Genomic DNA, 25532 nt, shown 5'->3' with positions numbered 1-25532 from the left:
GGCGGACATCGCACGAGCATCGGTAATTGATCTAGCTCCTGACGGCATCATTCCTATGCCGTCGCATCTGATCGCAAAGGGTTTTCTATGCAATCATCCGATCGCGGTATTCGTGTACCTGACGCTCAAGGGCTCTATCATCCGCAGAACGAGCACGACAACTGCGGCATGGGCCTGGTCGCCAGCATTCGTGGTGAGAAGAGCCACGAGATCATCCGCAAGGGCCTCGAAGTTCTGATCAACCTGACCCATCGCGGTGCAGCGGGATGCGATCCCGAGACCGGGGACGGCGCGGGAATTCTGATTCAGATTCCGCACGTGTTCTTTGCACGCGAGTGCGGCGAACTGGGGATGCCTCTGCCTGGAGAAGGCGGTTACGGCGTGGCCATGTGCTTCCTGCCCGTGGATAAGCACAGCCGCCTGCAGTGCGAAGGCGTGATTGAGCGGATTGCGAACGAAGAGGGCGCGACGGTGATTGGCTGGCGCGACACGCCGGTGAATGGCGATGCCATTGGCCGCGAAGCGCGCGCTTCGCAACCTTATATAGAGCAGCTGTTCGTGCGCCGGCCCGAGGGACTTGACGAGGAGGCGTTCGAGCGTCTTCTCTACAAGATCCGCCGCCGTACGGAGAACGAGATCTGCGAGTCGGACATTGAAGACAAGGAATTCTTCTACATTCCTTCGTTCTCGTGTCGCACCATCATCTACAAGGGCCTGATGCTGGCCCCGCAGATCGAGAAGTTCTACTTCGAGCTTGCCAATCCGCTTGTCAAGAGCGCGCTTGCGCTGGTGCACCAGCGCTTCTCGACCAACACCTTCCCAAGCTGGAAACTGGCGCATCCGTACCGCTATGTGGCGCATAACGGTGAAATCAACACGATTCGCGGCAACGTGAGCTGGATGAACGCACGCCAGGGCGTGCTGGAGCATCCGCTGCACGGCGAGAAGATTGAAGACCTCTTCCCGGTGATCGTGCCGGACGGCAGCGACTCTTCTTCACTCGACAATGCCGTCGAGTTCCTCTTCCAGTCCGGCCGTTCCCTGCCCCATGTCATGGCGATGCTGATCCCCGAAGCGTGGGCCGGCAATCCTGATATGGACGAGGACAAGCGCGCGTTCTACGAGTACCACGCATCGCTGATGGAGCCGTGGGACGGGCCCGCCGCGATTGCCTTCACGGATGGCCGCGTGATTGGCGCGACGCTCGACCGCAACGGGCTGCGCCCCGGCCGTTACATGATTACGAAGGACGACATCGTCGTTCTCGCTTCGGAAGCAGGCGTAATCGACGCGCCCGCCGAGGACATCCGCAAGAAGGGCCGCCTGCAGCCGGGCCGCATGTTCCTGGTCGATACGGTACAGAAGCGGATCATTGCCGACGCTGAAATCAAGAAGGAACTGGCCGCGCGCAAGCCCTATGCGCAATGGCTGCAGGAGCAACAGGTCACGCTCGACCAGTTGCCTGAGCCTTCGCGCGTGATTGCTTCGAACCCTGAGACGCTGCTGCGCCGCCAGCGCGCCTACGGTTACAGCGAAGAGGACCTCCGCATTCTGCTTGCGCCCATGGGCGCGAAGGGCGAAGAGCCTGTAGGCTCGATGGGAACTGACACGCCGCTCGCGTGCTTGTCCGACCGCCCACAGCCGCTGTTCAACTACTTCAAGCAGCTCTTTGCGCAGGTCACGAACCCGCCGATCGATCCCATCCGCGAAGAGCTGGTGATGTCGCTCATCAGCTACATCGGCACCGAGCGCAACATTCTGGAAGAGACGCCGGAGAACTGCCACACGCTGAAGTTGCCGCATCCGATTCTGACGAATCGCGACCTGGAAAAGCTGCGCCGGGTGTCTTCCGGCGACTTGCTCGCGACCACACTGCCTGCGCTGTTCCGCGCCGAAGATGGCGAGAAGGGCTTGAAGCAGGCGCTTGACGATCTCGCCAGCCGCGCATCCCATGCGGTCTCTTCGGGATACACGCTGCTGATCATCTCTGATCGCGGCGTGGACTCGACCTACGCACCGATTCCTTCGCTGCTTGCGATGGCGGCCGTGCACAATCGGCTTGTCCGCGAGAAGACCCGCACCCAGGTCGCGCTCATCATTGAGAGCGGCGAGCCGCGCGAGGTGATGCACTTCGCACTACTCATCGGCTACGGCGCGAGCGCGATCAATCCGTATCTTGCCATCGAGACACTGCACGACCTCAAGCGTCGCGGGCTGCTGCCGCACAACGTGACAGGCAACCAGGCCGAGAAGAACTTCGTCAAGGGCATCAACAAGGGCCTGTTGAAGACCTTCTCAAAGATGGGCATCAGCACGCTGCAGAGCTATCGCGGCGCGCAGGTATTCGAAGCAGTCGGCCTAAATAAAGCGCTGGTCGATGCCTACTTCTCCGGAACGGCTTCGCGCATTGAGGGCGTCGGACTCGACGTGCTGGCGCGCGAGGCGCAGATGAAGCACTCGTTCGCCTTCCAGCCGCTCACGGATTCCGAGACTGAGCTGGTGGTCGGCGGACAGTATCAATATCGCGTCAACGGCGAGTATCACCTGCTGAATCCCCTGACCATCAGCAAGCTGCAGCATGCTGTGCGGGCCAACAACCCCGCTACGTTCCAGGAGTACACGGATCTCATCGACGGGCAGAACCGCACGCTCTGTACGCTACGCGGCCTGCTGCAGTTGAAGTACGCCGAGCACCCGATTGCGATCGAAGAAGTGGAGCCGGCCAAGGAGATCGTGAAGCGCTTCGTGACCGGCGCCATGTCGTACGGCTCCATCAGCAAGGAGGCGCACGAGACGCTGGCTATCGCGATGAACCGCATCGGCGGCATGTCAAACACCGGTGAGGGCGGCGAAGACGAAGCCCGCTTCAAGCCCGATGCGAACGGCGACTCGCGTCGCAGCGCAGTGAAGCAGATTGCCAGCGGACGCTTCGGTGTGACGACGAACTACCTGGTCAACGCGGACGAGTTGCAGATCAAGATGGCGCAGGGTGCGAAGCCCGGCGAAGGCGGACAGCTGCCGGGCCACAAGGTGGATGAAGTGATCGCGAAGACGCGGCACTCGATCCCCGGCGTGGGGCTCATCTCGCCGCCGCCGCATCACGACATCTATTCGATTGAAGATTTGGCGCAGTTGATCTACGACCTTAAGAACGTCAATCCGCAGTCGCGGATCGCCGTGAAGCTCGTCTCCGAAGTGGGAGTGGGTACAGTGGCCGCGGGCGTTTCGAAGGCGCACGCCGACGTGGTGCTGATCTCGGGCGACTCGGGCGGCACCGGCGCTTCGCCGCTCAGCTCGATTCGGCACGCTGGTCTTCCGTGGGAGCTCGGCCTTGCCGAGACTCAGCAGGTACTGTTGCTGAACGATCTGCGCTCGCGCATCCGCGTACAGACGGACGGCAAGCTGCAGACCGGTCGCGACGTCACGATCGCCGCGCTGCTTGGCGCGGAGGAGTTCGGCTTTGCCACAACGCCTCTCATCACGATGGGCTGCATCATGATGCGCAAGTGCCACCTGAACACGTGTTCAGTCGGCATCGCAACGCAGGATCCGGTGCTTCGCGCGAAGTTCACTGGCCAGCCTGAGCACGTCATCAACTTCTTCTTCTTCATCGCCGAGCAGGTGCGCGAGCACATGGCGAAGCTCGGCTTCCGCACCTTCGACGAGATGGTGGGCCGGGTCGACAAGCTCGACAGCGTTCTCGCCGAGGCGCATTGGAAGGCCAAGGGCATCGACCTTTCGGCGATCCTCTACCTGCCGGAACTTCCCTCGCGCGTGGCGCGCCGCTGCGTGAAGAAGCAGGATCACGGCCTCGACCAGGCGCTGGATCACGCGTTGATCGAGAAAGCCGCGCCTGCGCTCAAGTCGAAGAAGCTGGTCAAGCATAGCTTCAGCATTCGCAACATTCACCGCACGGTGGGCGCAATGCTGGGTGGGGAAATCGCACGCCGCTACGGCTCCGAAGGCCTGCCCGACGAGACCATCCACTTCAAGTTCCACGGCTCGGCGGGTCAGAGCTTTGGCGCATTCGTTCCTTCCGGCGTGACGCTCGAGCTCGAAGGCGATTCGAACGATTATCTCGGCAAGGGATTGAGCGGCGGCCGCATCATCGCCTATCCGCCCCGCACGTCGAGCTTCCTTCCTGAAGAAAGCATCCTGGTCGGCAACGTGGTTCTGTACGGCGCCACCAGCGGCGAAGTCTTCCTCAATGGCATCGCCGGCGAGCGCTTCGCAGTTCGTAACTCCGGCGCCACGGCGGTTGTTGAAGGTGTTGGCGATCACGGCTGCGAGTACATGACGAACGGCACGGTGCTCGTTATCGGTTCAACGGGCCGCAACTTCGCAGCCGGCATGAGCGGCGGCATCGCTTATGTCTACGACGATGCCGGCGACTTCGCCACACGCCGCTGCAACCAGGCGAGCGTCGATCTCGAGCCCTTGGCGAACCCGGACGACATCGTTCTCGTTCGCGGATTGCTCGAGCGCCATCGCGACCTGACCGGGAGCCCGCGCGCCGCGTGGATTCTGGATAACTTCGAAAAGGCGCAAGGCAGCTTCATCAAGGTCTTCCCGCACGAATACAAGCGTGTTCTGGGCGTGCCCCGCCTGGAAAAGGCAGAGGTACACCATGGGTAAAGTTACCGGCTTTCTTGAAATTGAACGCGAACAGCCAACGCGCCGCGCACCTGAGGAGCGCATCAAGGACTGGTTCGAAATCTACAATCCGTTCCCTGAAGAAAAGCAGCGGGACCAGGCCGCTCGCTGCATGGATTGCGGCGTACCCTTCTGCCATACCGGCTGCCCCGTGAACAACATCATTCCCGACTGGAATGACCTTGTTTACAACAATCGCTGGGAAGCCGCTATCCGCCGTCTGCACGCGACTAACAACTTTCCTGAGTTCACGGGCCGCATCTGCCCTGCTCCGTGCGAGGCGGCCTGCGTCCTCGGCATCACCGAGCCGCCCGTCTCCATCAAGCTCATCGAGAAGAGCATCGTGGAGCGCGCGTGGGATGAAGGCTTCATCCGCCCCGAACCGCCTGAGCACAACACCGGCAAGCGCGTCGCTGTCGTCGGCAGCGGCCCCGCTGGTCTTGCCGCCGCACAGCAACTTCGGCGCGCCGGCCACTCCGTCACCGTCTACGAAAAGAATGACCGCATCGGGGGTCTGCTGCGTTACGGCATTCCCAACTTCAAGCTCGAGAAGCACGTCATCGATCGCCGCATCGCACAGATGAAGGCCGAGGGCGTGACGTTCCTGACCAATGCGCATGTCGGTGTAAACATCCCAGTCGAAACGCTGACCGAGCATTACGACGCTATCCTGCTGTGCGGCGGCGCCGAGCAGCCGCGCGACCTGAAGATTGAGGGCCGTGAGCTCAAGGGCATTCACTTCGCCATGGAGTTCCTGCCGCAGCAGAATCGCCGGAACGAGGGCGACACCGTCCCCGACAGCATCGCGATCAGCGCCAAGGGCAAGCGCGTGCTGATCATCGGCGGCGGCGACACGGGCGCGGACTGCCTGGGCACGAGCCACCGCCAAGGCGCTCTCTCCGTGCATCAGTGGGAGATCATGCCCAAGCCGCCTGCGTCGCGTGCTGGTTCAACGCCGTGGCCGCTTTGGCCGCTGCAGTTGCGCACGGAAAGCGCGCACGAAGAAGGCGGCATTCGCGACTGGGCCATCAACTCGCTTCACTTCACCGGCGACGAAAACGGCAACGTGAAGCAGGTGCACGCGTGCCGTGTGGGTCCGCCGCCGAAGTTCGAAGCCACTGCGGGATCTGAGTTCACGCAGGATGTGGACCTGGTGCTGCTGGCCATGGGCTTCCTGGGGCCGGTGCGCAACGGCATGATCGAGCAACTCGGTCTTGCGCTTGACGCACGCGGTAACGTGGCTACCACGGACTACCAGTCGTCGGTTGAAGGCATCTTTGCCGCCGGGGACATGCGCCGCGGACAGTCGCTCGTCGTCTGGGCCATCTCGGAAGGCCGCAAGGCCGCCGAAGCTGTCGACAAATACCTGGCCGAGACCGCGGAACCTGCCCTCCTCCGGCATCGCTTGCACGCGTAGACCGCGTTTCCAAAGAAACGGCCCGGTGATCTTGCGATCCCCGGGCCGTTATTTCTGATGCCTGTTCCCTGCTTTACCACCACTCCATCATGCCGCTGTAGGTAACCTTGGCCGAACTCTCCGGCTTAGGGCTGCGCAGCAGAAACACTGGGACAGTCGCGAGCTTCACCAGCTTCTCCGCCACCGATCCGAATACCTGCGGATACCAGCCCGAATGGCCGTGCGTAGTGAGCACCACCAGATCGGCGTTCTCGCGGTCGATCGCATCCAGGATGCTTCCGGCCACGTCACTTCCTACCTCAACATGCGAAGTAGCCTGGACGCCCTTGGTTTTCAATCCCGCCATGGAGACCTCAAAATGCTCCTCGGCCTTCTGCTTGCCGTCGCTGATGATCGACTGCTGCGAAACACTCTCCGGCAGCGCGTAACCCGGGTATTCGGGGACAACATGCAGAAGATAGAGCTTCGAGCCGAACTTCTCGGCAAGCTCGGTAGCGGCTTCGAGCGCCTGGTGCGATGAGGGGCTGAAGTCGATCGGAACAAGAATTTTGCCAGGAATCACGCTTGCTGCCTGCGATGGGGCCATTGAGTTCTCCTTTTAGGGGCGGCCGCGCAGGCCGCAGATTGTTCGCACACGATGATATCGCCCTCCCACCGGGTCGGGTCCGTGACCTGCGACACGCCGTTTGCCGACGCACTGCGGAGCGACTACACATCCCGGGGATCAGTCGTCGGCGCTAACGCCCGGAACCGCCGCAATGGCCAATCAGAAGATTTTGACCAAGTGTAGAACGGGCCGAAGACGCGATTGGCCGCAGCGCAGGTGGTCTGTTATGCTCCGCCCTAAATGGCCGCTGTTCCCGCGCTCAAACGCACCATCCGATTTCGCGATCTCTTCCTGTTTTACGTGGTCAGCGGACTCAGCGTCCGCTGGACGGCGATGGCCGCGGCGGCCGGCCCCAGTATTCTGCTCGTCTGGATCGCGGCGCTTTTCTGCTTCTTCGTTCCGCTGGCTGCAAGCGTGATGGAACTGTCCTCGCGCTTTCCAGAGGAGGGCGGCCTGTACATCTGGACGCGAGAGGCCTTCGGCGACGCATCGGGGTTCATCTCCGCGTGGACGTACCTGATGAGCAACCTGCCTTACTTTCCGGGCGTGCTCTATTTTGGTGCAGCCTCCACACTCTTCGCTTTCGGGGGCGGCGCGCGCAGCCTCGCTACCGACCCGCTCTACTTCATCAGCTTTTCGGTCGCGTGGCTGGGCATCATCACGTTCATTAACATTCGCGGCCTGAACCTGGGCAAATGGCTCAACAACCTATGCGCCATTGGGGCGGTACTGCCATTGATCGCATTGGTTTCGCTCGCCGTGATTGCGTACTTCCGTTTTGGTTCAGCGAATCAATTCAGTATGGCAAGTCTCACGCCGCATTTCACTTTGGGCAATGCCGTCTTCTGGTCGAGCGTCTTCTTCGCATTTGGCGGAGTGGAGGCCGGGTCCGCCATGGGCGATGAGATCGAAAACCCGCGGCGGATCATCCCCTGGGCCATTCTGCTGGGCGGCGGCGTGCTCGCACTCGGCTACATCGGTGGAACTACGGCCCTGCTGATTGCACTGCCCAGCTCCGCCGTGGCCGGGCCTGACGGATTCATCAATGGGGTGGCGCTGCTTAGCTCGCGCCTACATGTCGAGTGGCTCATCGCGCCCGTCGCATTGCTCGTAGGACTGAATTCGGTCGGCGGTGCGGCGGCGTATCTCTCGTCAACATCGCGCCTGCCCTTCGTCGCAGGAATCGATCACTACCTTCCGCCCGCGTTCGGAAAGGTCCACACGCGATACCGCACGCCCTACGTCGCCATTGGGCTTTATGGGCTCGCAGGAGTTATCGTGGCTCTCGCCAGCCAGGCCGGCACCACTGTACGCGGTGCATACGACGTCTTGGTCAGCATGGCGATCATCGCCTACTTCATTCCCTATCTAATGCTGTTCGGCGCGATGATCCGCCTGCAATCGCGCCCTGCAGGGCCAGAGGTGCGCCGAGTACCTGGTGGCAAGCCCGTTGCGATCATGCTCGCCATCATCGGCATCATCAGCACCAGCGCAACCATCGTGCTCTCGGTGATCCCCTCCGCCGACGAGCCCAACAAGCCGCTCGCGGTGCTGAAGGTCGTAGGAGGCAGCGGCATCCTCATCGGAGCGGGCGTGTTGATCTTTTTGATAGGGCGCATGCGCATGCGCCGCGCGTTGCAAGACATTGCGGTGAAGGGCTGATTAAGTCGCGACTTCAGCGCCTCCGATGAACACCCGCGGCCGTGCCGGAGCCGCGATGAAATACGCTAGCTCACGATAATCAGTAAATTCGTGGATCAGGAAATCAGCGCGCTTACCCTTCTCGAGCGAGCCGATCTCTGCGCCGAGGCCCAGGGTGTGGGCTGCATTGATCGTTGCGGCGGTCAGCGCCTCTGCCGGTGTGAGCCGCATCTGCAAGCACGCCAGTGAAAGCATGAATGGCATCGAGGGAACCGGCGATGATCCTGGGTTGAAGTCCGTTGCCAGCACAATCGCAAGCCCGGCCTCCACCATCTTGCGCGCCGGCGGGTACTGCGTACGGCTCAGCGCGAAGACGGAGCCAGGCAACAGTACGGGCTGCACGCCTGCCTGGCGCAATTGTGCCAGCGTCTCATCCATTACGGTTTCGAGATGATCCGCCGTGGCCGCACCCAGCTCGGCGGCGAGCGCAGCACCTGTGCCGGGCCGGAACTGCTCGGCATGAATCCGCAGACCCAGCCCATGTCGTTTTGCGGACTCCAGCACTACGCGCGTCTCATCTACTGTGAAGGCGTGGTCGTCGCAGAAGGCGTCGCAGTAGCGGGCCAGGCCAGCGGCTGCCACTTTGGGAATCAGGTCCTCTGCGACCCAGCGGATGTACTCAGCGCGGCGGTCGATGAACTCGGGAGGAACGGTGTGCGCAGAGAGAAGAGTTGGGATGAGATGAGCCGGGCCTTCCTCATTCAGCCGCGCAATCACGCGCAGCATCTTCAGCTCTGTGTCGTGGTCGAGGCCGTAGCCCGACTTCGCCTCGATGGTCGTGGTGCCGCCGCGGAGCATCCAGTCGCGATGGCGACGCGTGGACGCCAGCAACTCATCCTCGCTCGCCTCGCGCGTTAGCCGCACGGTGCGCAGAATGCCGCCGCCGGCTGCGGCGATCTCCTGGTAGGTCGCGCCTGCGATTCGCTTCTCGTACTCATCTGCGCGATTGCCGGCGAAGACCAAGTGCGTATGCGCATCGACAAAGCCTGGAGTGACGCAGCGACCTTGGGCGTCGAGCACTTCATGAAGCGGCACTTTGGACCGGATTTCGTCAGAGGATCCGACCGCAGCAATGCGGCCATGCTCAAGCAGTAGGGCCGCATTCTCGCGGATGCCGACCTCGTGCAACTCCGCGCCCACGCGTGGCCGTGCCGGCCCCGCCAGTGTGACCAACTGCCCGATATTGACGATCGCCTTGATCACTGCCGCAGAGCCCTCTTCCCTTCGATCGCTTCGTCCATGCGCCTATTCCATTGGAATCCGAATACCTTTCTCCCGCGCAGTCTTCTTCGCGATGTCGTAACCCGCATCCACATGGCGGGCGACGCCGATTCCCGGATCATTATTCAGCACGCGCGCAATCCGCCGGGAGGCATTCTCGCTTCCATCGGCCACCGTCACCTGGCCCGCGTGGAGCGAGTAGCCCATGCCCACACCGCCGCCGTGATGGAAGCTCACCCAGGATGCGCTAGAGGCTGTGTTGAGGAGGGCGTTGAGGATGGGCCAGTCGGCGACTGCGTCTGAACCGTCGAGCATCTTCTCGGTTTCGCGGTAGGGGCTCGCGACGGAGCCGGTGTCGAGATGATCGCGACCGATGGCGACTGGCGCCGAGAGCTCGCCTTTGCGGACAAGGTCGTTCATTGCCTCGCCCATCTTTGCGCGGTCGCCATAGCCGAGCCAGCAGATGCGCGCCGGCAGTCCTTGGAACGCAAATCGTCCGCGCGCCAAACGCAGCCAGCGGTTGAGAATTTCGTTGTCGGGGAAAAGCTCTAGGGCTAGTTCGTCGGTGCGGTCAATGTCCTTGGGGTCGCCGCTCAGCGCTACCCAGCGAAACGGCCCAGCGCCCTCGCAGAACAACGGCCGAATGTACTCCGGCACGAATCCCGGAATGTCGAAGGCGTCCGCGCATCCTGCATCGAACGCAAACCGCCGAATGTTGTTGCCGTAGTCGAACGCTACCGCGCCTGCACGCTGCAAGGCGAGCATCGCGTTGACGTGCACGACCATGGATGCAGTAGACCGCCTCACGTATTCTTCCGGATCGCTTTTGCGGAGTTCCGCGGCCTGCTCGAGCGTGAACCCCTGAGGCACGTATCCGTTCAGCGGATCGTGCGCGCTGGTCTGGTCGGTGACCGCATCTACCTGGACGCCCCGCCGGACAATTTGCGGAAGCACATCGGCGCAGTTGCCCACCAGGCCCACGCTTAGCGCGCGGCCTTCGCGCCGGGCTGCTTCGCACAATTCGAGCGCCTGATCGAGCGTCTCCGCCAGCACATCGCAGTAGCGCGTATCGAGTCTACGCTGGATCCGCGTGGGGTCCACCTCGATGCAGAGGACTACGCCGTCGTTCAGCGTTACGCTCAGCGGCTGCGCGCCGCCCATGCCTCCCATGCCGCCGGTGACGACAAGCTTTCCCTTCAGCGAACCGCCGAAGTGCCGGTCAGCCATGGACGCGAACGTCTGGAAGGTTCCCTGGAGAATGCCCTGCGTACCGATGTAAATCCAGCTTCCCGCGGTCATCTGCCCGTACATCATCAGGCCCTTGCGGTCGAGCTCGTGGAAATGCTCCCAGTTCGCCCACTTGCCGACGAGATTGGAGTTGGCGATGATCACGCGCGGCGCCATATCGTGCGTGGGAAACACCGCGACAGGCTTGCCGCTCTGCACCAGCAGAGTCTCTTCGTTGCCCAGGCTCTGAAGCTCGCGCACAATCGCGTGATAGCAGTCCCAGTTGCGCGCCGCCCGGCCAATGCCGCCATAGACCACCAAGTCGCTCGGCCGCTCCGCCACTGCGGGATCGAGGTTGTTCATCAGGCAGCGCAAGGCCGCCTCCTGCTGCCATCCCTTGCAGTTCAGCTTTCCGCCCCGCGGCGCGCGAATCACCGGAGCCGTTGTCATCACGCTCATAATCAACCCTCATCGCCATCATATGCGTCCCGCTCTCCTGCTTTAAGGACGAATCCACCACATGAATCTACATCTACCGTGGATTTCTCTTTCGATCCGGACTCCCGGACGGCATCTCCGATTGCCCGCGCTCCCTCGCCGCTTTATCCTCAACTCGTGCCCAACACTCTTGTTGAATGCGTACCCAATTTTTCCGAAGGCCGCGACAAGGCCAAGGTTGACGCCATCATTGAAGCCATGAAGATTCCTGGCGTGCATCTGCTCGACCGTGAGATGGACGCCGATCACAACCGCAGCGTCATTACACTGGTCGGCGAGCGCGAAGCTATCCAGGAGGCTGCCATCCGCGGCGTCGGAAAAGCTGCTGAGCTCATCGACCTTACGCAGCACCAGGGGGCGCATCCCCGCATGGGCGCCGCCGACGTTGTGCCGTTCATCCCGATTGAAGGGGTGACAATCGAGGATTGCGTCGCCATGGCGAAGCACGTTGGCGCGGAGATCGCCAAGCGCTTCAGCATTCCCGTCTACCTCTACGAAGCCGCGGCCGCCTCTCCCGAGCGCCAAAATCTCGAGAACATTCGCCGCGGGCAGTTCGAAGGCATTCGTGACGAGATCGCCACGAACCCTGCGCGCAAGCCTGACTTCGGCGAGCCCCTGGTACACCCCACCGCGGGCGCTACTGTCGTGGGTGCTCGCAAATTTCTCGTCGCCTACAACATCTTCCTCAACACCGCAGACGTTGATATCGCCAAGAAGATTGCGAAGGCCGTGCGCTTCTCCACGGGGGGTCTGCGGTTCGTGAAGGGTGCCGGCTTCCTGGTCCGCGGACAAGCGCAGGTGTCGATGAACCTCACCGACTTCGAGCAAACGCCCATCCATCGCGTCTTCGAATTCGTGAAACGCGAAGCGGCGCGGTACGGCGTCGTGCCCACTTCAAGCGAGATCGTCGGCCTCATCCCGAAACTCGCGCTAGAACAAGCAGCGGAGTGGTTCCTGCAGGTCGAGAACTTCGACTCATCGCTGATCCTGGAAAACCGGCTCGCGTCGGTCATGACCGGCAAGACAGCTGTCGGCGGGTTACGCGCAGGTGTCGAGCCCTTCATCGAGCAGCTCGCCGCGCCCACCGCCACCCCCGGCGGTGGAAGCGCTGCGGCTGCTTCCGGAGCCATGGCCGCCGGACTCGCCCACATGGTAGCCGCGATGTCGCGCGGAAAGAAGGCTTACCTACAATTTGAGTCGCAGCTCAGCGAGGCTATCGCCCAGCTGGGTCAGCTCCGCGAAGAGCTCAAGCAGGCCATCGACGCCGATGCCGAGTCCTACAACTTCGTCATGAAGGCCTATAAGGCCGCCCGCGAATCCGCAGACGGCGATCGCATCATCAACGCCGCCCTGCAAACCGCCACCACGGTGCCTCTGGGGGTGGCGGAGCGCGTGGCTGCCATCGCAAAGATGGTCGACCGGCTCAAACCCATCACGAATCCGAACATGGCTTCCGATCTCATCACGGCCGCCGCACTCGCCAATGCCGCTCTCACCGGCGCGCTGGCTAACGTCGACATCAACCTCGGGTCCATGAAGGCTGAGACCACGGACGAGCAGGAATTCCTCTCGCGCACACAGGAGTTGGCAGCGGCGCTCAGAACGCAAGCCGACTGAGCTCTTCAGGTCAGATTGTCGGGAGTTTCAGGGGAAGCGGATAGTGGCCACTCGTTCGGTGAGTGTGGCCCATTCCCCCCCAGGATCGTCGGTGACTTTCATGTAACTATGACACGAACCCTGTGTCAAGTCCTTTCGTTCCGCGCCAGCGGAAAAGGTTGCCCGAAATCGAGCGGTCCCGCACCTCAAATCAAGTATTCTCTTGAGGATGGTTCAATTTAGCCCCCAAATGAGGTGCTGAGTGCCAACCGCAAGACGGTTTCTTTTTGCTGTACTTGGAATTCTGATTCTAGCCGCAACCACACAAGCGATACTGGCAGTCGAAACGCCTCAAAAGCAGGCATTCGTCCGCCTTGACCGGGTTACCGCTTCCCGGCCCATTCCAACTGGCATCGAAATTCACTCCGGCTCTGCCATCATGCAGATTACGGCGCTGCGGGATGATGTCCTGCGAGTGCGCGTCGGCGCAGCCGGCCAGTTGCCTGAAGACGCCTCCTGGGCTGTCCTGCCTGAGTCCCGCACTGCGTCCGTCCAGGTTACGCCGGAGAACTCCGGGGCAGCCGTCGGATTCAAGACCGCCAAGCTGCACGTCACTATTCATAAGGACCCACTCGAACTGCATGTCACCGATCTCGCCGGCCGCGTAATTCTTGAGGACTTCCCAAGCCGCCCGATCGAGTACCACGGCAATTCTTTCCGTGTATACCTGAAGTCGCCCGCCGACGAGCACTATTTCGGTCTGGGTGACAAGCCCGGCCCGCTCGATCGCCGCAACGAGGCCTTCACGGACTGGAATACCGACGCGTTCGGCTGGCAGGAGTCCACAGATCCCATCTACAAGGACATCCCCTACTTCATCACCCTGCGGCGAGGAGTCGCGGCCGGGGTCTTCCTAGACAATACCTGGCGCACCTCATTCGACTTCAACAAGGAGTACCGCGACGCCTACTCGTTCGGTTCCGAGAACGGCCCGCTCGACTACTACATCCTGTACGGACCCGAGCCGAAGCAGGTCGTCGAGTCGTGGGCCTGGCTCACCGGCAAAGCCCCGCTGCCGCCGCTCTGGTCTCTGGGCTTCCAGCAGTCGCGCTACAGCTATTACCCGGAGACTGAGGTCCGCCGCATCGCCAATCGGCTGCGCTCGGAACACATCCCTTCCGACGTGCTGTGGCTCGACATCGACTTCCAGGTCAAGAACCGGCCCTTCACCGTCGATCCCCAGACCTTCCCGCATTTCGAGCAGATGGTCCAGGATCTTAAGGCGGAGCACTTCAAGACGGTTGTCATCACCGATCTGCACATTGCCAACCTGCCCAACGCGGGCTACAAGCCGTATGACGAAGGCAAGGCGGGCGACCACTTTGTGAAGAATCCCGACGGCTCGATCTATACCGGCGTCGTCTGGCCAGGCCCGGCCGTCTTCCCGGACTTCACGCACAAGCCGAGCCGCGAGTGGTGGGGAACGCTCTATTCGGATTTTGTGAAGCAGGGTGTCGCCGGCTTCTGGAATGACATGAACGAGCCATCGGTGTTCCTCGTTCCGTCGAAGACGATGCCCGATGATACGGTCCACCGCATTGAGGAACCTGGGTTCATCACCCGCACGGCGCCGCATCTCGAGATCCACAACATCTTCGGCATGCAGCAAACCCGCGGTACCTACGAAGGACTGCTGAAGCTCGATCCCAATTCGCGCCCGTTTGTGATGACGCGCGCCAGCTATGCCGGCGGTCATCGCTACGCGGTGACCTGGTCAGGGGACAACTCGGCCACCTGGAACCATCTCCGCCAGACCACGCCGCAGTTGCTCAATTTAGGATTGAGCGGATTTGCCATGGCCGGCGCCGACGTAGGCGGATTCGCGGGCTCGCCGCAACCGGAATTGCTTACGCGGTGGCTGCAGATTGCTGCATTCCAGCCCATCGATCGTGATCACACGGCCAAGGGTACCAATCCACAGGAGCCCTGGGAAAACGGCACGCCTGAGGACCTGAACATCCGGCGTCGTTACATCGAGGAGCGTTATCGGCTGCTGCCATACCTCTACACCACGGCGGAAGAGATGAGCCGCACGGGGCTGCCCATCATTCGGCCGCTGTTTCTTGAATTCCCAGGCGATGCCGGAGCGGCCGCTGCACCCGTCGACCCCACCATCGACAACGAGTTCCTGCTCGGCCGCGACATCCTGGTAGCCAACAGCCCGTTCCCTGACGAGATGGACAGCTATTTTGTCAGCCTGCCGTCTATTGGCTGGTATGACTACTGGACCGGCGCGAGGATTGAGGCGGCAACCCCGCACAAGGCTATCGATAACACCGAAGCACCTCCAGGCGTGCAGGAGCAGCGCAACCTCGACACGCTGCCGGTGTTCGTTCGCGCCGGAGCCATTATCCCCGAGCAGCCGCTTGTGCAAAGCACCGATGAGAAGCCGCAGGGGCCGCTGACCCTTCGCGTCTACCCGCCCATCGGCTTTAACAAAGACTGCACCGGCAGCCTCTACCTTGACGATGGGACGTCATTCGCCTACAAGAAGGGGGACTTCCTGCGCCAGGAGTTCACCTGCCGCCTCGTCGACAAGGGCATCGTGGTCATGGTGGCCAAGCCGAAGGGGACTTTTGCCCCGTGGTGGAAGCTCCTGCAGGTGGAGGTCTACGGCGCCAGCAAGCCCGCCGTCGAGGCGAGCACGGCTCCGCTCAACGGCTCGGCCAAGGCCCTACAGATCTCAACCGCCTACGACGCCGAGCATCATCGCGTTATTGCGCTGGTGCCAGATACGGGCTCGGGCTTGGAGTTGCAGCTCACATACTAGAGAGCGAATCATTGTGGTTCATCCTGCGCGGAAGATCATCGCCGCGCAGAATGGGCCCTCCGGCTACTCGTCATCCCCGGATCCGGGCGTCTTCTCGGCCAGCCTCTCCAACTGATTGCGCCAGTCGAGTTCTTCGACAAAGCGCTTGGACTCCCGCCAGCCGGGCTCCACGATTACATGAAGTTCGAGGTAGACGCGTGTACCCAGCAGGGACTCGATCTGCTTACGCGCGCCGGTTCCGATCTCCTTGAGCTTCGATCCGCCCTTGCCGATCAGGATTGCCTTCTGCCCGTCGCGTTCGCAGTAGATTGCTGCTGCGATCCGAGTGAGGGGAAGCCTTTGCGGTCCCTTCTTCTTTGGCGTAACGGGCTCGGGCTGCGGCTCTTCAAACCGTTCGATCACAACCGCCGACGCGTACGGAACTTCCTCGCCGGTCTCGACAAGAACGCGCTCGCGGATCAGCTCCGCCACCATGAAGCGGGTCGGCTGATCAGTGTACTGGTCCTTGGGGAAGTAGCGCTCGCCTTCCGGCAGTTTTTCGACAATGCGCGCCAACAGCCGGTCGAGGCCGTCCTTCTTGCGCGCGCTCACCGGGATGACTTCGGCGAAGTTGTACTGCTTCATCAGCGCGTCGATCATGGGCAGCAACTGATCTTTCGGAACGAGGTCAATCTTGGTCAGCACCAGGAACACGGGACAATCCAGCTTCCGCACCAGCCCGAAGAGAAACTCATCCTCGGATGCCCATGAGGGCTTCTTCTCCCTCTTTTGAGATTTGTTATCCTGAGCGGAGAGAAGGATATGCTGGCCTTCTTCTCCCTCATGCGTGCTCCCTACGCCCTGCTCTTCTGTTCCCTGTTCCCTATTCCCTGTTCCCTGCTCTTGCAGCTTCACCCGCCTCGACGCATCTACCAGCGCGAGCACCACGTCACGCGTCTCCAGCGCCTCGTAGACCTCCTGCAGCATGCGGCGGTCGAGCTGCGATCCCGGCTTGTGCACGCCTGGCGTGTCCACGAACACGATCTGCGCGGCCGGATGCTTCCCCTTTCGCGCCGGCACCTCGACCACCCCGGCAATTCGGTTGCGCGTAGTCTGCGGCTTGGCCGTGACAATAGCCACCTTCTCGCCCGTGAGCGCGTTCAGCAGCGTGCTTTTGCCAGCATTAGGCCGGCCAAGGATGGCAACAAATCCAGATCGCAAAGTCTTCTCCGTTCTCCTTCATTATCGCGGATAGCTTTTAGCTGACCGGGGCTTTTCTGTCTCTGTGCCTAGTCCCATCCCAGGCGCTACTATGGACCATGGTTCCCCCGACCACCATTCCCGAAGGCCGTACCGATCGCCTCATCCTACGCCCTCTTTCACTAGAAGACGCACCACAGATCCAGCGTCTCTTCCCTCAGTGGAAGGTCGTCAAGTATCTCGCTGCCAAGATCCCCTGGCCCTACCCGTCCGATGGGGCGGAGCAGTTTATCCGCGACTCCGCTTTGCCAGCGATGGAGCGCGGCGAGGCCTGGCACTGGAGCCTTCGCCTGCGCACCGACCCCGACCAAGTCATCGGCCTGATCACCCTTACGCTGAGCGAGGACGAAAACCGCGGCTTCTGGCTGGATCCCAACTACCGCGGCCACGGATACATGACTGAGGCCTGCGCCTGGGCGAATGACTTCTGGTTTGACAAGCTTGCACAGGCCCGGCTCCGAGCCCCCAAGGCCGTGGCGAACCGGGGGTCCCGCCGCATCTCCCAGCGCATGGGCATGCGCGTCATCCACCTCGAGCCGCGCGACTACGTCAGCGGCCGTTTGCCCTCTGAAATCTGGGAGATAACGGCCGAAGAGTGGCAGGTTTGGAAGCTTCTGCACCCCATGGGACTGGCGCCCGCCGGCAAACCCGTCCGAGCCCCCGCCAAGTCAGTCTCGGCGGCGCGAAAACACGGTTCGACTGCCGCCAGACCCCGCTGACCGCCCGCATCTCCCCTTTCGCTGCGATTGCTTGGCCCGCTACCCTTCCCCGCATTTAGCATGGAAGAATGCACCCGTGGGCCCAAAGCCTTCTGGCGCAGGCTGGTGTTTTCAGCACTTCAAAGTCCAGTCAGATCGACCCCTAACCGGGGAGGAGTTTGCATTGAGCGACCGTTTCTTGTTTACGTCGGAATCGGTGACGGAAGGTCACCCCGACAAAATTGCCGACCAGGTCTCCGACGCCATTCTGGACGCCTGCCTCGAGCAGGATCCCTACAGCCGCGTAGCCGCTGAGACCCTCACGGCCACCGGTCTCGTCGTCATCGCTGGAGAAATCACCACCAAGGCCTACGTCGATTTCCAGACGCTCGTCCGCGGCGTGGTTCAGTCCATCGGCTATGACAACGCAACCTATGGCTTCGATTCGAACACCTGCGCCGTGATCTCGACGATCAACAAGCAATCGGGCGACATCGCTCAGGGCGTGGATACCGGCGGCGCCGGCGACCAGGGCATGATGTTCGGCTATGCCGCCAACGAGACGCCCGAGCTAATGCCGGCCGCCATCTCGCTAGCTCACAAGCTCACCCGCCGCCTCACCGAGGTTCGCAAGTCCGGCAAGCTGCCCTACCTGCGTCCTGACGGGAAGAGCCAGGTCACGATCGAGTATGACGAGAACCACAAGCCCGTCCGCGTGGACGCAGTGGTCATCTCCTCGCAACACTCTGAGACCGTCACCAACGAGGAACTCCACGCCGACATCCTCAAGCACGTCATCCAAGCCGTCATCCCGGCCGAGCTGCTCGACGAGAACACCAAGTATCACATCAATCCCACCGGCCGCTTTGTCATCGGCGGCCCCATGGGCGACACCGGCCTTACCGGCCGTAAGATCATCGTCGACACGTACGGCGGCGCGGGCCGTCACGGCGGCGGCGCGTTCAGTGGCAAGGACCCGACAAAGGTAGACCGTTCCGCTGCGTACATGGCACGCTACATCGCCAAGAACATCGTGGCTGCCGGCCTGGCCGAGCGCTGCGAAGTCCAGCTCGCCTACGCGATCGGCGTTGCCGAGCCGGTCAGCGTGCTCGTCGAGACGTTCGGCACCGGCAAGCTCAGCGCCAAGGAGCTCACCGCCCTCGTCCGCAAGAATTTCGCGCTGACGCCCAAGGGCATCATTGAGCACCTCAAGCTGCGGCGCCCCATTTACCGCCAGACTGCGGCGTACGGCCACTTCGGCCGCAACGAGGCCGAGTTCAGCTGGGAAGCGACCGACAAGGCCGCCGCCCTCGCGGAGCAGGCCAAGGGCGCAGCAGTCGCCAAGTAAACTCCATCAATACATGAACACTTCGGGGACCCGTTTGCCGGGTCCCTTTTTGTTTGCGGCCTCACGAATACGAATTCACCGCGTTGGCCAAATCCTGCGCCCACATCTCGTCAATCCCGGCCCAGTACACCGGCCAGTTCACATCGGTGATCGGGCTCGCCGCATTGTTTCCCGAGTAGTAGTACCCGCGGTAACGTTTCTGCAGCGCCGCACTGCTTGCCAGTTGCGGTTGCAGCGCCTCCAGCGACTGCCCCAGCGTTCCGTTCACCGGATACGCCTTCGAATATTGGTAGTAACTGTCGAACGCTGGAGCCGTGTTTGCAAGATCGCAGTGGAACGCCCTATAGTCCGTGGGCGCTAGCGTTCCCTCTTCGATGTCGAAGACCCGGTACGCCGGATCGTTTCCGAAGCACGGGCTCACTCCCGGAATGATCTCCACCACATTCCCTGCCGACATGATCCGGTACTCATCCATATGCGTGTGACCAGCGAACGTCAGCGCAATTGCTCCTTCGTGCTTCCCCACCGTCTCCAAAAACTTCGCCTGGTAGTTGGGCTCCCACATCATCGTGGAACTGGCCAGGTGTCCCTGCGGATTGACGTCCTTCGCCGTGGTGCACTCATCGGCGCCCGGCGGCGCATGCATGAGCAGCCACACTTCCTTGCCCGTCGTCTCGGCCGCCGCGAGTTGCGTATCGAACCACGCAAGCTGCGCGTCCACAGCATCGGCATTGTTCTCGCTACCATCCTTGTTTTGCACAGACGGCGAGAATGCGATGGTATTCAGCGCAATCACCATCACGTTCAGCCCGGCTGGTTCCGCCGTGTAGTAACCGCCGGTCTGGAAGCTGGCCAGAAAGTTCTGTTCGTCCGCCGCGCCCTTCAGCAGGTTCAAAGAATAGGCTTGCGCGTTGTTCGCGAGGAATGCGCTATCCGGACCGTAGCCGGTATACGAATCGCAATTCCCCACGGCAAACAGCACCGGGGCCTCCCCCGCCGCGGCTCGTATCTCCTGCGTGACAAACGAGAGCGTCTTGTCGCTGAAGCCCTGCAGCGTAGCCGGATCGGTGATCCCCGTATACAGGTTGAGATAGTAGGAGATGTCGTGCCCCAGCAGATCTCCCGTGTAGAGGATTAACGGACTCGTTCCGCGATTCTTCTTGATGCTCTCCAACGCCAGCTTGAACAGCGGATAGTTCGTGTCGGCCCCGGGCGCTGACAGAGCGGTAATCTTCGATCCCTCGAAAATAGACTTCCACTCGCCGGCATTCGAGGCCACCAGCCTCGCCAGCAGCTCCGGGCTCGTGTCGTACAGCGGATTGAAATGCAGATCGGAAAAGGCCAGTACCGGAAAGCTGGTGCTGCCCTCAATGTTGGTGCGATTGCTGCAGCCCCACAAGAAGCCGGTCAGGCCCACTCCCGCCAGCTCAAGAAATCTGCGCCGCGACAGCAGCTCCAATAACTCCCCGGGACGGTCCTTCGGCAAATGAAGCATCTGCTCTCCTTCACGAGTGAAGCGCTCTGCCGAAAAATATCGGCAATTCAGGCTCGAGCGTCAGATCCTTCCAGGGGAATTGTCCTCAAACCGGGCGCAACCCGAGACTGCCTTCAGGCCCTTGCCCCAGCTCTCTGTTCCGTGTTCGCTGTTCTCACCATTTCGGATGTCTCCGCACCGACTTCTCAATGGCCTTCCACTTCGCCCGCGTCTGCCGCGCCAGCTCCGGGTCCGCCTTTCGCTTCAGGTACTCAACCTCGCGCCGCATCTTCTGATAATTCGCGAGCCGCGCCTGGTCCACTGCACCGTCGGCTACCGCGCACCCCGGCTCCCCAGAATGCGTGCAGTCACGGAAGCGGCATGCTGCGGCCAGTTCCTGAATATCGCCAAAGCCGGCATCCACCGACTGTTCCGCCGACCAGAGGCCGACCTCACGCAGTCCGGGCATGTCGATCAGGAGCCAGCCACCCGGCATGACGAAAAGCTCGCGGGCGGTGGTTGTGTGCCGCCCTCGATCATCGCTTGCGCCCACCGCCATCGTTCTCCGTCGTTCGGCCCCCAACAGCCGGTTGAGGATGGTCGACTTCCCCACCCCCGAGGAGCCGACCATCGCAGCCGTCTCACCCGGCGACATTGTCGCGCCCAGCACATCGAGGCTTGCGTCCGTCATCGCGCTCAGCGGCAACACCGTTGTACCCCCGGCCAGCGTGCGTGTGAGCCGAAGCAATTCCTCCAGGTCGAAGCCCAACTCGCCCGCAAGATCCGCCTTGTTGAGCACGATGACCGGCGTTGCGCCGCTCTCGCGAGCGACTACGAGATAGCGCTCCAAGCGCCGCGGATTGTAGTCATGGTCGAGCCCGCTCACGATGAACAGAACATCAACGTTTGCCGCCAATACCTGTTCGCTGGACTCGCTACCTGGCTGTTTGCGCGAGAGCGTCGTCCGCCGCTCCAGTACCCGGTCGATAACCGGACCATCGTCGCGGAGCATGACCCAGTCGCCCACGGCCGGCCAGAGCTGCGACGCATGTCGCAGCGCGCCGCTGGGCTCCGTATCCACTTCGCCGCTCTCGGTCCACACAATGAACTGCTCGCGGCACGCGAACGCAACGCGCGCGGGAATGCCAGTTGCACATTGCCGCGCAAAGAAATCACTCCATCCCAATTGTTCGAGATTCACTTCGGTTCATCCTCTCGGTTGACACAACACGAGGAACACACCCCACCGCCAGCTTCCGGGTGAGGCAGTGTGAGAGGACGAATTAGACAATGACTGTCAGCGGCGCTCCAGAATCGTTTCAAAGCTACATCGGCCTCGGCAAGCACGCAAGCGTAATCGCACGCTCCAACCCTGCGAGCGTCTCGCCATCAGGCACGCGTTCATTCCCCTGTAAACAGCGGCCGCTATGCTTTCGGATGGCATGAGCGCTTCCAACAGGCGCATCGCCCTTAGATCGTATGCAGTCGTTCCACCCCAAGATGGATCGGGCCAGCGACTCGCGATTCTGCTCGCGTAGAACCCAGGGGACACTGAAGCCCGGCAGAACGGGTCAGTTCAAAAAACTAATTAACGACGCTTTCTTTTTAGGAGAACCAATGACCTTCATAGCTCGTCTGCGCAGGGCAGCAGTGTGCCTTGCGCTTCTTATTGCTGCGCTCTCCTGCCTTCAGGCTGACTTATTTGCCCAGACCACTACACAGGGTGCCATCGCCGGAACGGTTCTTGATCCGTCCGGGGCCGCTGTCCCGCGCGCATCCGTCGTATTGCACAACAACGGCACCAATGCCGAAATCAAGCTAACGAGCGATGACAGCGGCTACTTCAAGGCCCCGCTGGTGCAGCCCGGCCGCTACACCGTCACCATCTCTGCGGCGAACTTCGCCGAATACAAGGCCACCGACGTGGCCGTGACCGTAGGCTCCCTCACCGAGCTTCATCCATCGCTGCACACCGGAGAAGCCACCGAAACCGTCCAGGTCTCCGGCGAGGCCCCGGTCATCAAGTTCGAGTCGCCCGAAATCTCCGAGACGCTTACCTCGAAGGAAATCCTCAATCTACCGCTGAACGGCGGCCGCTGGTCTGACCTGGCACTGCTCACGCCCGGCGCCACATCGGACGCAAACGGATTCGGCCTGATCGTCTTCCGCGGCATCAGCCCGCTGCTTAACAACGTCCAGATTGACGGCGTCGATGACAACCAGGCCTTCTTCTCTGAAGAGCGCGGACGCACCCGCGAGGGTTATTCCACCTCGCAGATTGGCATCGCGGAGTTCCAGGTGAATACGGGAGTCTACTCGGCTGAGTATGGCCGCGCGGTTGGGGGCGTCATCAACTCCGTCACCAAGAGCGGCACCAACGACATTCACGGGCAGGCCTACTTCCTCGACCGCGATAACGACTGGGGCGCCATCAATCCATTCACTACGTTCACGAGCGTGACTGAGCCCGCCGGCGGAGGACCTCCGACGATCGTCACCGGCGTTCCCTTCGCGCCTAAAGACTGGCGCAAGCGCTGGGGCTTCGGCGCGGGCGGTCCCATCCTCAAGAACCGGCTGTTCTGGTTCTATGCATACGACCAGTACAAGCGCAATTTCCCGGGTGTGGCTAAGCCGTCGAACCCCGCGTCGTTCTTCAGCTATTGGGCCGACCTCGACTCCAACAAGGGCACTGCCGGCGACAAGGAAGCGCAGGCTCTGGCCAACCGCGTTTTCGGTGGCAACTACCTCCTCGGAGCCCGGAACTTCGACCAGCTTCTTTATGGAAGCGCCGTCTCGTCGCTCACCGGCCTGCACAACCCCGGCCTTCTCGACGACCTCGGCACCACGGCCCGTACCGGCGACGAAGTTCTCAACACGCCCAAACTCGACTGGCAGATCAACGACAAGCATCACGCCAGCTTCCTTTATCACCGTCTTCGCTGGGATTCGCCGGGTGGCGTGCAGACACAGACCTCCAACAACTACGCGCGCGACACCTTCGGCACCGACTTCGTCAAGCTCGACTATGGCTTTGCCAAGCTCGACAGCCTGATCACCAACAGCATCTCCAACGAACTCCGCTTCCAGTACGGACGCGAGTTGAACAACGAGGGCCAACAGCCTCACACAACCTTCACGGATACCTACCTGAACAACTCCACCGGAACGCCGGTGCAGCTCGCCATCTACGGCGGCTCCAGCAACAGTGGCTTCACCGGCGGTATGCCCTACTACTCATTCCGTAATGCGTATCCCGCGGAGTGGAAGGATGAAGTAGGCGACACCGCCAGTTGGCAGCACGGCAGCCACAACATCCGCTTCGGCTTCGACCTTGTCCGCAACAGCGATACCGTCGACAATCTCTACGAGAGCAACGGCGTCTACACTTACACCTACTTCTCCAACTTCTTCGCCGATATCCTGCAGCCGAGCGGCACCTGCGATTCGAAGCAGACTGAAACCGGCACCGGCAAATACGCCTGCTACTACGGCTTCACCCAGGGACTCGGCACGCCGAAGTTCTCCATTTCCACCCTCGACTACGGCTTCTTCGTGCAGGATGACTGGAAGCTCTCTCCGCGTCTCACGCTCAATGTCGGCCTCCGTTATGACTACGAGCATGTGCCGCCGCCGTTCCCGGCGCTGGTCTCGAGTTCGCTGCTCAACACCGCCATCAACGGCAAGGGCCCCTTCACGGATGACCGCGCGCAGATCGGAAACCAGCCAAGCGACACCAACAACTTCGGTCCTCGCGTCGGTCTTTCGTGGGATCCGTTCGGCACCGGCAAGACCGTGTTCCGCGCCGGCTACGGCCTCTACTTCGGACGCATCCTGAACGGCATCGTCCTCAACACCTACGAGTCCACCGGCAGCCCCAAGGGTCAGTACACCATCCCCAGCGTCTTTGGAAAGATCCCGGATGGCGCCACGGCGCCGGCCTTCCCGCGGATCATTCCTAATAACGGCGCTTATCCCACGCCCAGCATCGATTTCTTCGCCAAGAACTTCCAAAGTCCCTCGGTGAATGAGTTCGACCTGAGCTTCCAGCGCGACATGGGGCACGGCACCTTCTTCTCGCTGGATTACATCGGCGCGCTGGCTCGCCAGCTTCCCAACTTCCTGAACATCAATCTCGACGCCACCACGCGCAAGCAGAGCACCCTCACCATCACTGACTCGACCGGCAGCGCGAGCGGCACGAATTGCGGACCTCTGGCCTGCGGTACGCAGATTCCTGTCACCTACTATGTGAAGCCCTACGTCAATCCGAACTACGGCTCCATCACTGAGGTGGTCAGCAACATCAACTCCAGCTACAACGGCCTCGCGGTTGACGTGCAGAACCGCGGCAACAAGTACGCCACGTTCGACGCCAACTACACCTGGTCGCACGCGCTGGACTACAACCAGAACGAGAGCACCAGCCCCAGTACCAACAACTGGTTTGACCCGAACGGCAATGCGCGCGCCAACTACGGCAACTCGACGTTCAACGTTCCCAACCGCTTCGTAGCGTGGGCGCTGCTTGCGTATCCGCTGCCGAACTCCAACGGATGGAAGCGTTACGTTGCGGATGGATGGCACATCAACCCGATCGTCCAGATCCAGAACGGCCTGCCCTACAACGCGGGCGTAAGCGGCACCATTCCCGGCGCCGCTGCCTCGGGCGTCGCGGGCTCCGGCAACTCCGGATATCTGCTCCAGCTCGGCCGTAACACGATGCGCCAGCCGAACACCATCTCCACAGACGTGCGCGTGCAGAAGGATGTTCGCGTCAGCGAGCGCTTCAACTTCGAGCTCATCGCAGAAGCGTTCAACCTCCTCAACCACATCAACGTCACGGGAGTGAATAGCACCGCCTACTCAATCTCCGGCTCGAATCTGAAGTACAACCCGTTCGATGCTGGATCGACCGGTATCACCGGCCAGCAGGGCTTCGGCTCGATCACCAACGCCAACTCGAACTTCGTCTACAGCCAGCGCCAGATGCAGCTTGGCGTCAAGCTCGACTTCTAAACGGCAG

14 protein-coding genes are annotated in these 25532 nt (G+C 61.7%); 8 read left to right on the top strand and 6 right to left on the bottom strand.

Features of this window, described 5'->3' with window-relative positions:
- Positions 1–87: 87 nt before the first annotated feature.
- Positions 88–4635, top strand: a complete 4548-nt coding sequence (gltB, locus tag MOP44_RS16665) for a glutamate synthase large subunit (RefSeq protein WP_260791330.1) — start codon at positions 88–90, stop codon at positions 4633–4635.
- Positions 4628–6070, top strand: coding sequence for a glutamate synthase subunit beta (locus MOP44_RS16660; protein ID WP_260791329.1), 1443 nt, complete (start codon positions 4628–4630; stop codon positions 6068–6070). Before gltB ends, MOP44_RS16660 begins: the two co-directional genes overlap by 8 nt.
- A gap of 73 nt (positions 6071–6143) precedes the next feature.
- Here MOP44_RS16660 and MOP44_RS16655 read toward each other — a convergent pair whose 3' ends face one another.
- Positions 6144–6656, bottom strand: coding sequence for a universal stress protein (locus MOP44_RS16655; RefSeq protein ID WP_260791328.1), 513 nt, complete (start codon positions 6654–6656; stop codon positions 6144–6146).
- Positions 6657–6917: 261 nt separating this feature from the next.
- On the opposite strand from MOP44_RS16655, the gene MOP44_RS16650 reads away from it, so the two are divergent.
- A complete protein-coding gene (locus MOP44_RS16650; RefSeq protein WP_260791327.1) occupies positions 6918–8339 on the top strand; it encodes an APC family permease in 1422 nt (473 codons plus the stop codon).
- Here MOP44_RS16650 and hutI read toward each other — a convergent pair whose 3' ends face one another.
- Together hutI and hutU are read right to left on the bottom strand one after the other, a co-directional pair.
- On the bottom strand, positions 8340–9581 hold the full coding sequence (gene hutI, locus MOP44_RS16645; RefSeq protein WP_260791326.1) for an imidazolonepropionase: 1242 nt from the start codon (positions 9579–9581) through the stop codon (positions 8340–8342). It lies immediately after the preceding gene.
- A 42-nt stretch (positions 9582–9623) separates the two neighbouring features.
- Positions 9624–11285 carry a urocanate hydratase gene (gene hutU / locus MOP44_RS16640; protein WP_260791325.1) on the bottom strand — a complete coding sequence of 554 codons (1662 nt, stop codon included), beginning with the start codon at positions 11283–11285 and terminating at the stop codon, positions 9624–9626.
- Between the two features lie 156 nt (positions 11286–11441).
- Here hutU and ftcD point away from each other — a divergent pair, with 156 nt between their 5' ends.
- Positions 11442–12941, top strand: a complete 1500-nt coding sequence (gene ftcD, locus MOP44_RS16635; RefSeq protein ID WP_260791324.1) for a glutamate formimidoyltransferase — start codon at positions 11442–11444, stop codon at positions 12939–12941.
- A gap of 241 nt (positions 12942–13182) precedes the next feature.
- Complete coding sequence (locus MOP44_RS16630) at positions 13183–15750, top strand: glycoside hydrolase family 31 protein (RefSeq protein ID WP_260791323.1); 2568 nt, start codon at positions 13183–13185, stop codon at positions 15748–15750.
- A 63-nt stretch (positions 15751–15813) separates the two neighbouring features.
- Here MOP44_RS16630 and era read toward each other — a convergent pair whose 3' ends face one another.
- The gene (gene era, locus MOP44_RS16625) at positions 15814–16950 is read right to left on the bottom strand and encodes a GTPase Era (RefSeq protein WP_260791321.1); all 1137 of its coding nucleotides are present in this window, start codon (positions 16948–16950) and stop codon (positions 15814–15816) included.
- Positions 16951–17048: 98 nt separating this feature from the next.
- Between era and MOP44_RS16620 the strand changes: the two genes are divergently transcribed.
- Positions 17049–17708 carry a GNAT family N-acetyltransferase gene (locus MOP44_RS16620; protein ID WP_260791320.1) on the top strand — a complete coding sequence of 220 codons (660 nt, stop codon included), beginning with the start codon at positions 17049–17051 and terminating at the stop codon, positions 17706–17708.
- A 163-nt stretch (positions 17709–17871) separates the two neighbouring features.
- Positions 17872–19035 carry a methionine adenosyltransferase gene (gene metK / locus MOP44_RS16615; protein WP_260791318.1) on the top strand — a complete coding sequence of 388 codons (1164 nt, stop codon included), beginning with the start codon at positions 17872–17874 and terminating at the stop codon, positions 19033–19035.
- A 61-nt stretch (positions 19036–19096) separates the two neighbouring features.
- Here the strand turns inward: metK and MOP44_RS16610 are convergent, their stop codons facing one another.
- Together MOP44_RS16610 and rsgA are read right to left on the bottom strand one after the other, a co-directional pair.
- Positions 19097–20530 (bottom strand): metallophosphoesterase, encoded by a 1434-nt coding sequence (locus MOP44_RS16610; RefSeq protein WP_260791316.1) that lies wholly within the window; start codon positions 20528–20530, stop codon positions 19097–19099.
- Positions 20531–20684: 154 nt separating this feature from the next.
- Positions 20685–21710 carry a ribosome small subunit-dependent GTPase A gene (rsgA, locus tag MOP44_RS16605; protein WP_260791314.1) on the bottom strand — a complete coding sequence of 342 codons (1026 nt, stop codon included), beginning with the start codon at positions 21708–21710 and terminating at the stop codon, positions 20685–20687.
- A 416-nt stretch (positions 21711–22126) separates the two neighbouring features.
- Here rsgA and MOP44_RS16600 point away from each other — a divergent pair, with 416 nt between their 5' ends.
- Positions 22127–25525, top strand: coding sequence for a TonB-dependent receptor (locus MOP44_RS16600; protein ID WP_260791312.1), 3399 nt, complete (start codon positions 22127–22129; stop codon positions 25523–25525).
- Positions 25526–25532 lie beyond the last annotated feature (7 nt).

Source organism: Occallatibacter riparius, from assembly GCF_025264625.1.
Lineage (GTDB): Bacteria > Acidobacteriota > Terriglobia > Terriglobales > Acidobacteriaceae > Telmatobacter > Telmatobacter riparius.
This window is presented reverse-complemented; position numbering and strand designations above follow the sequence as displayed.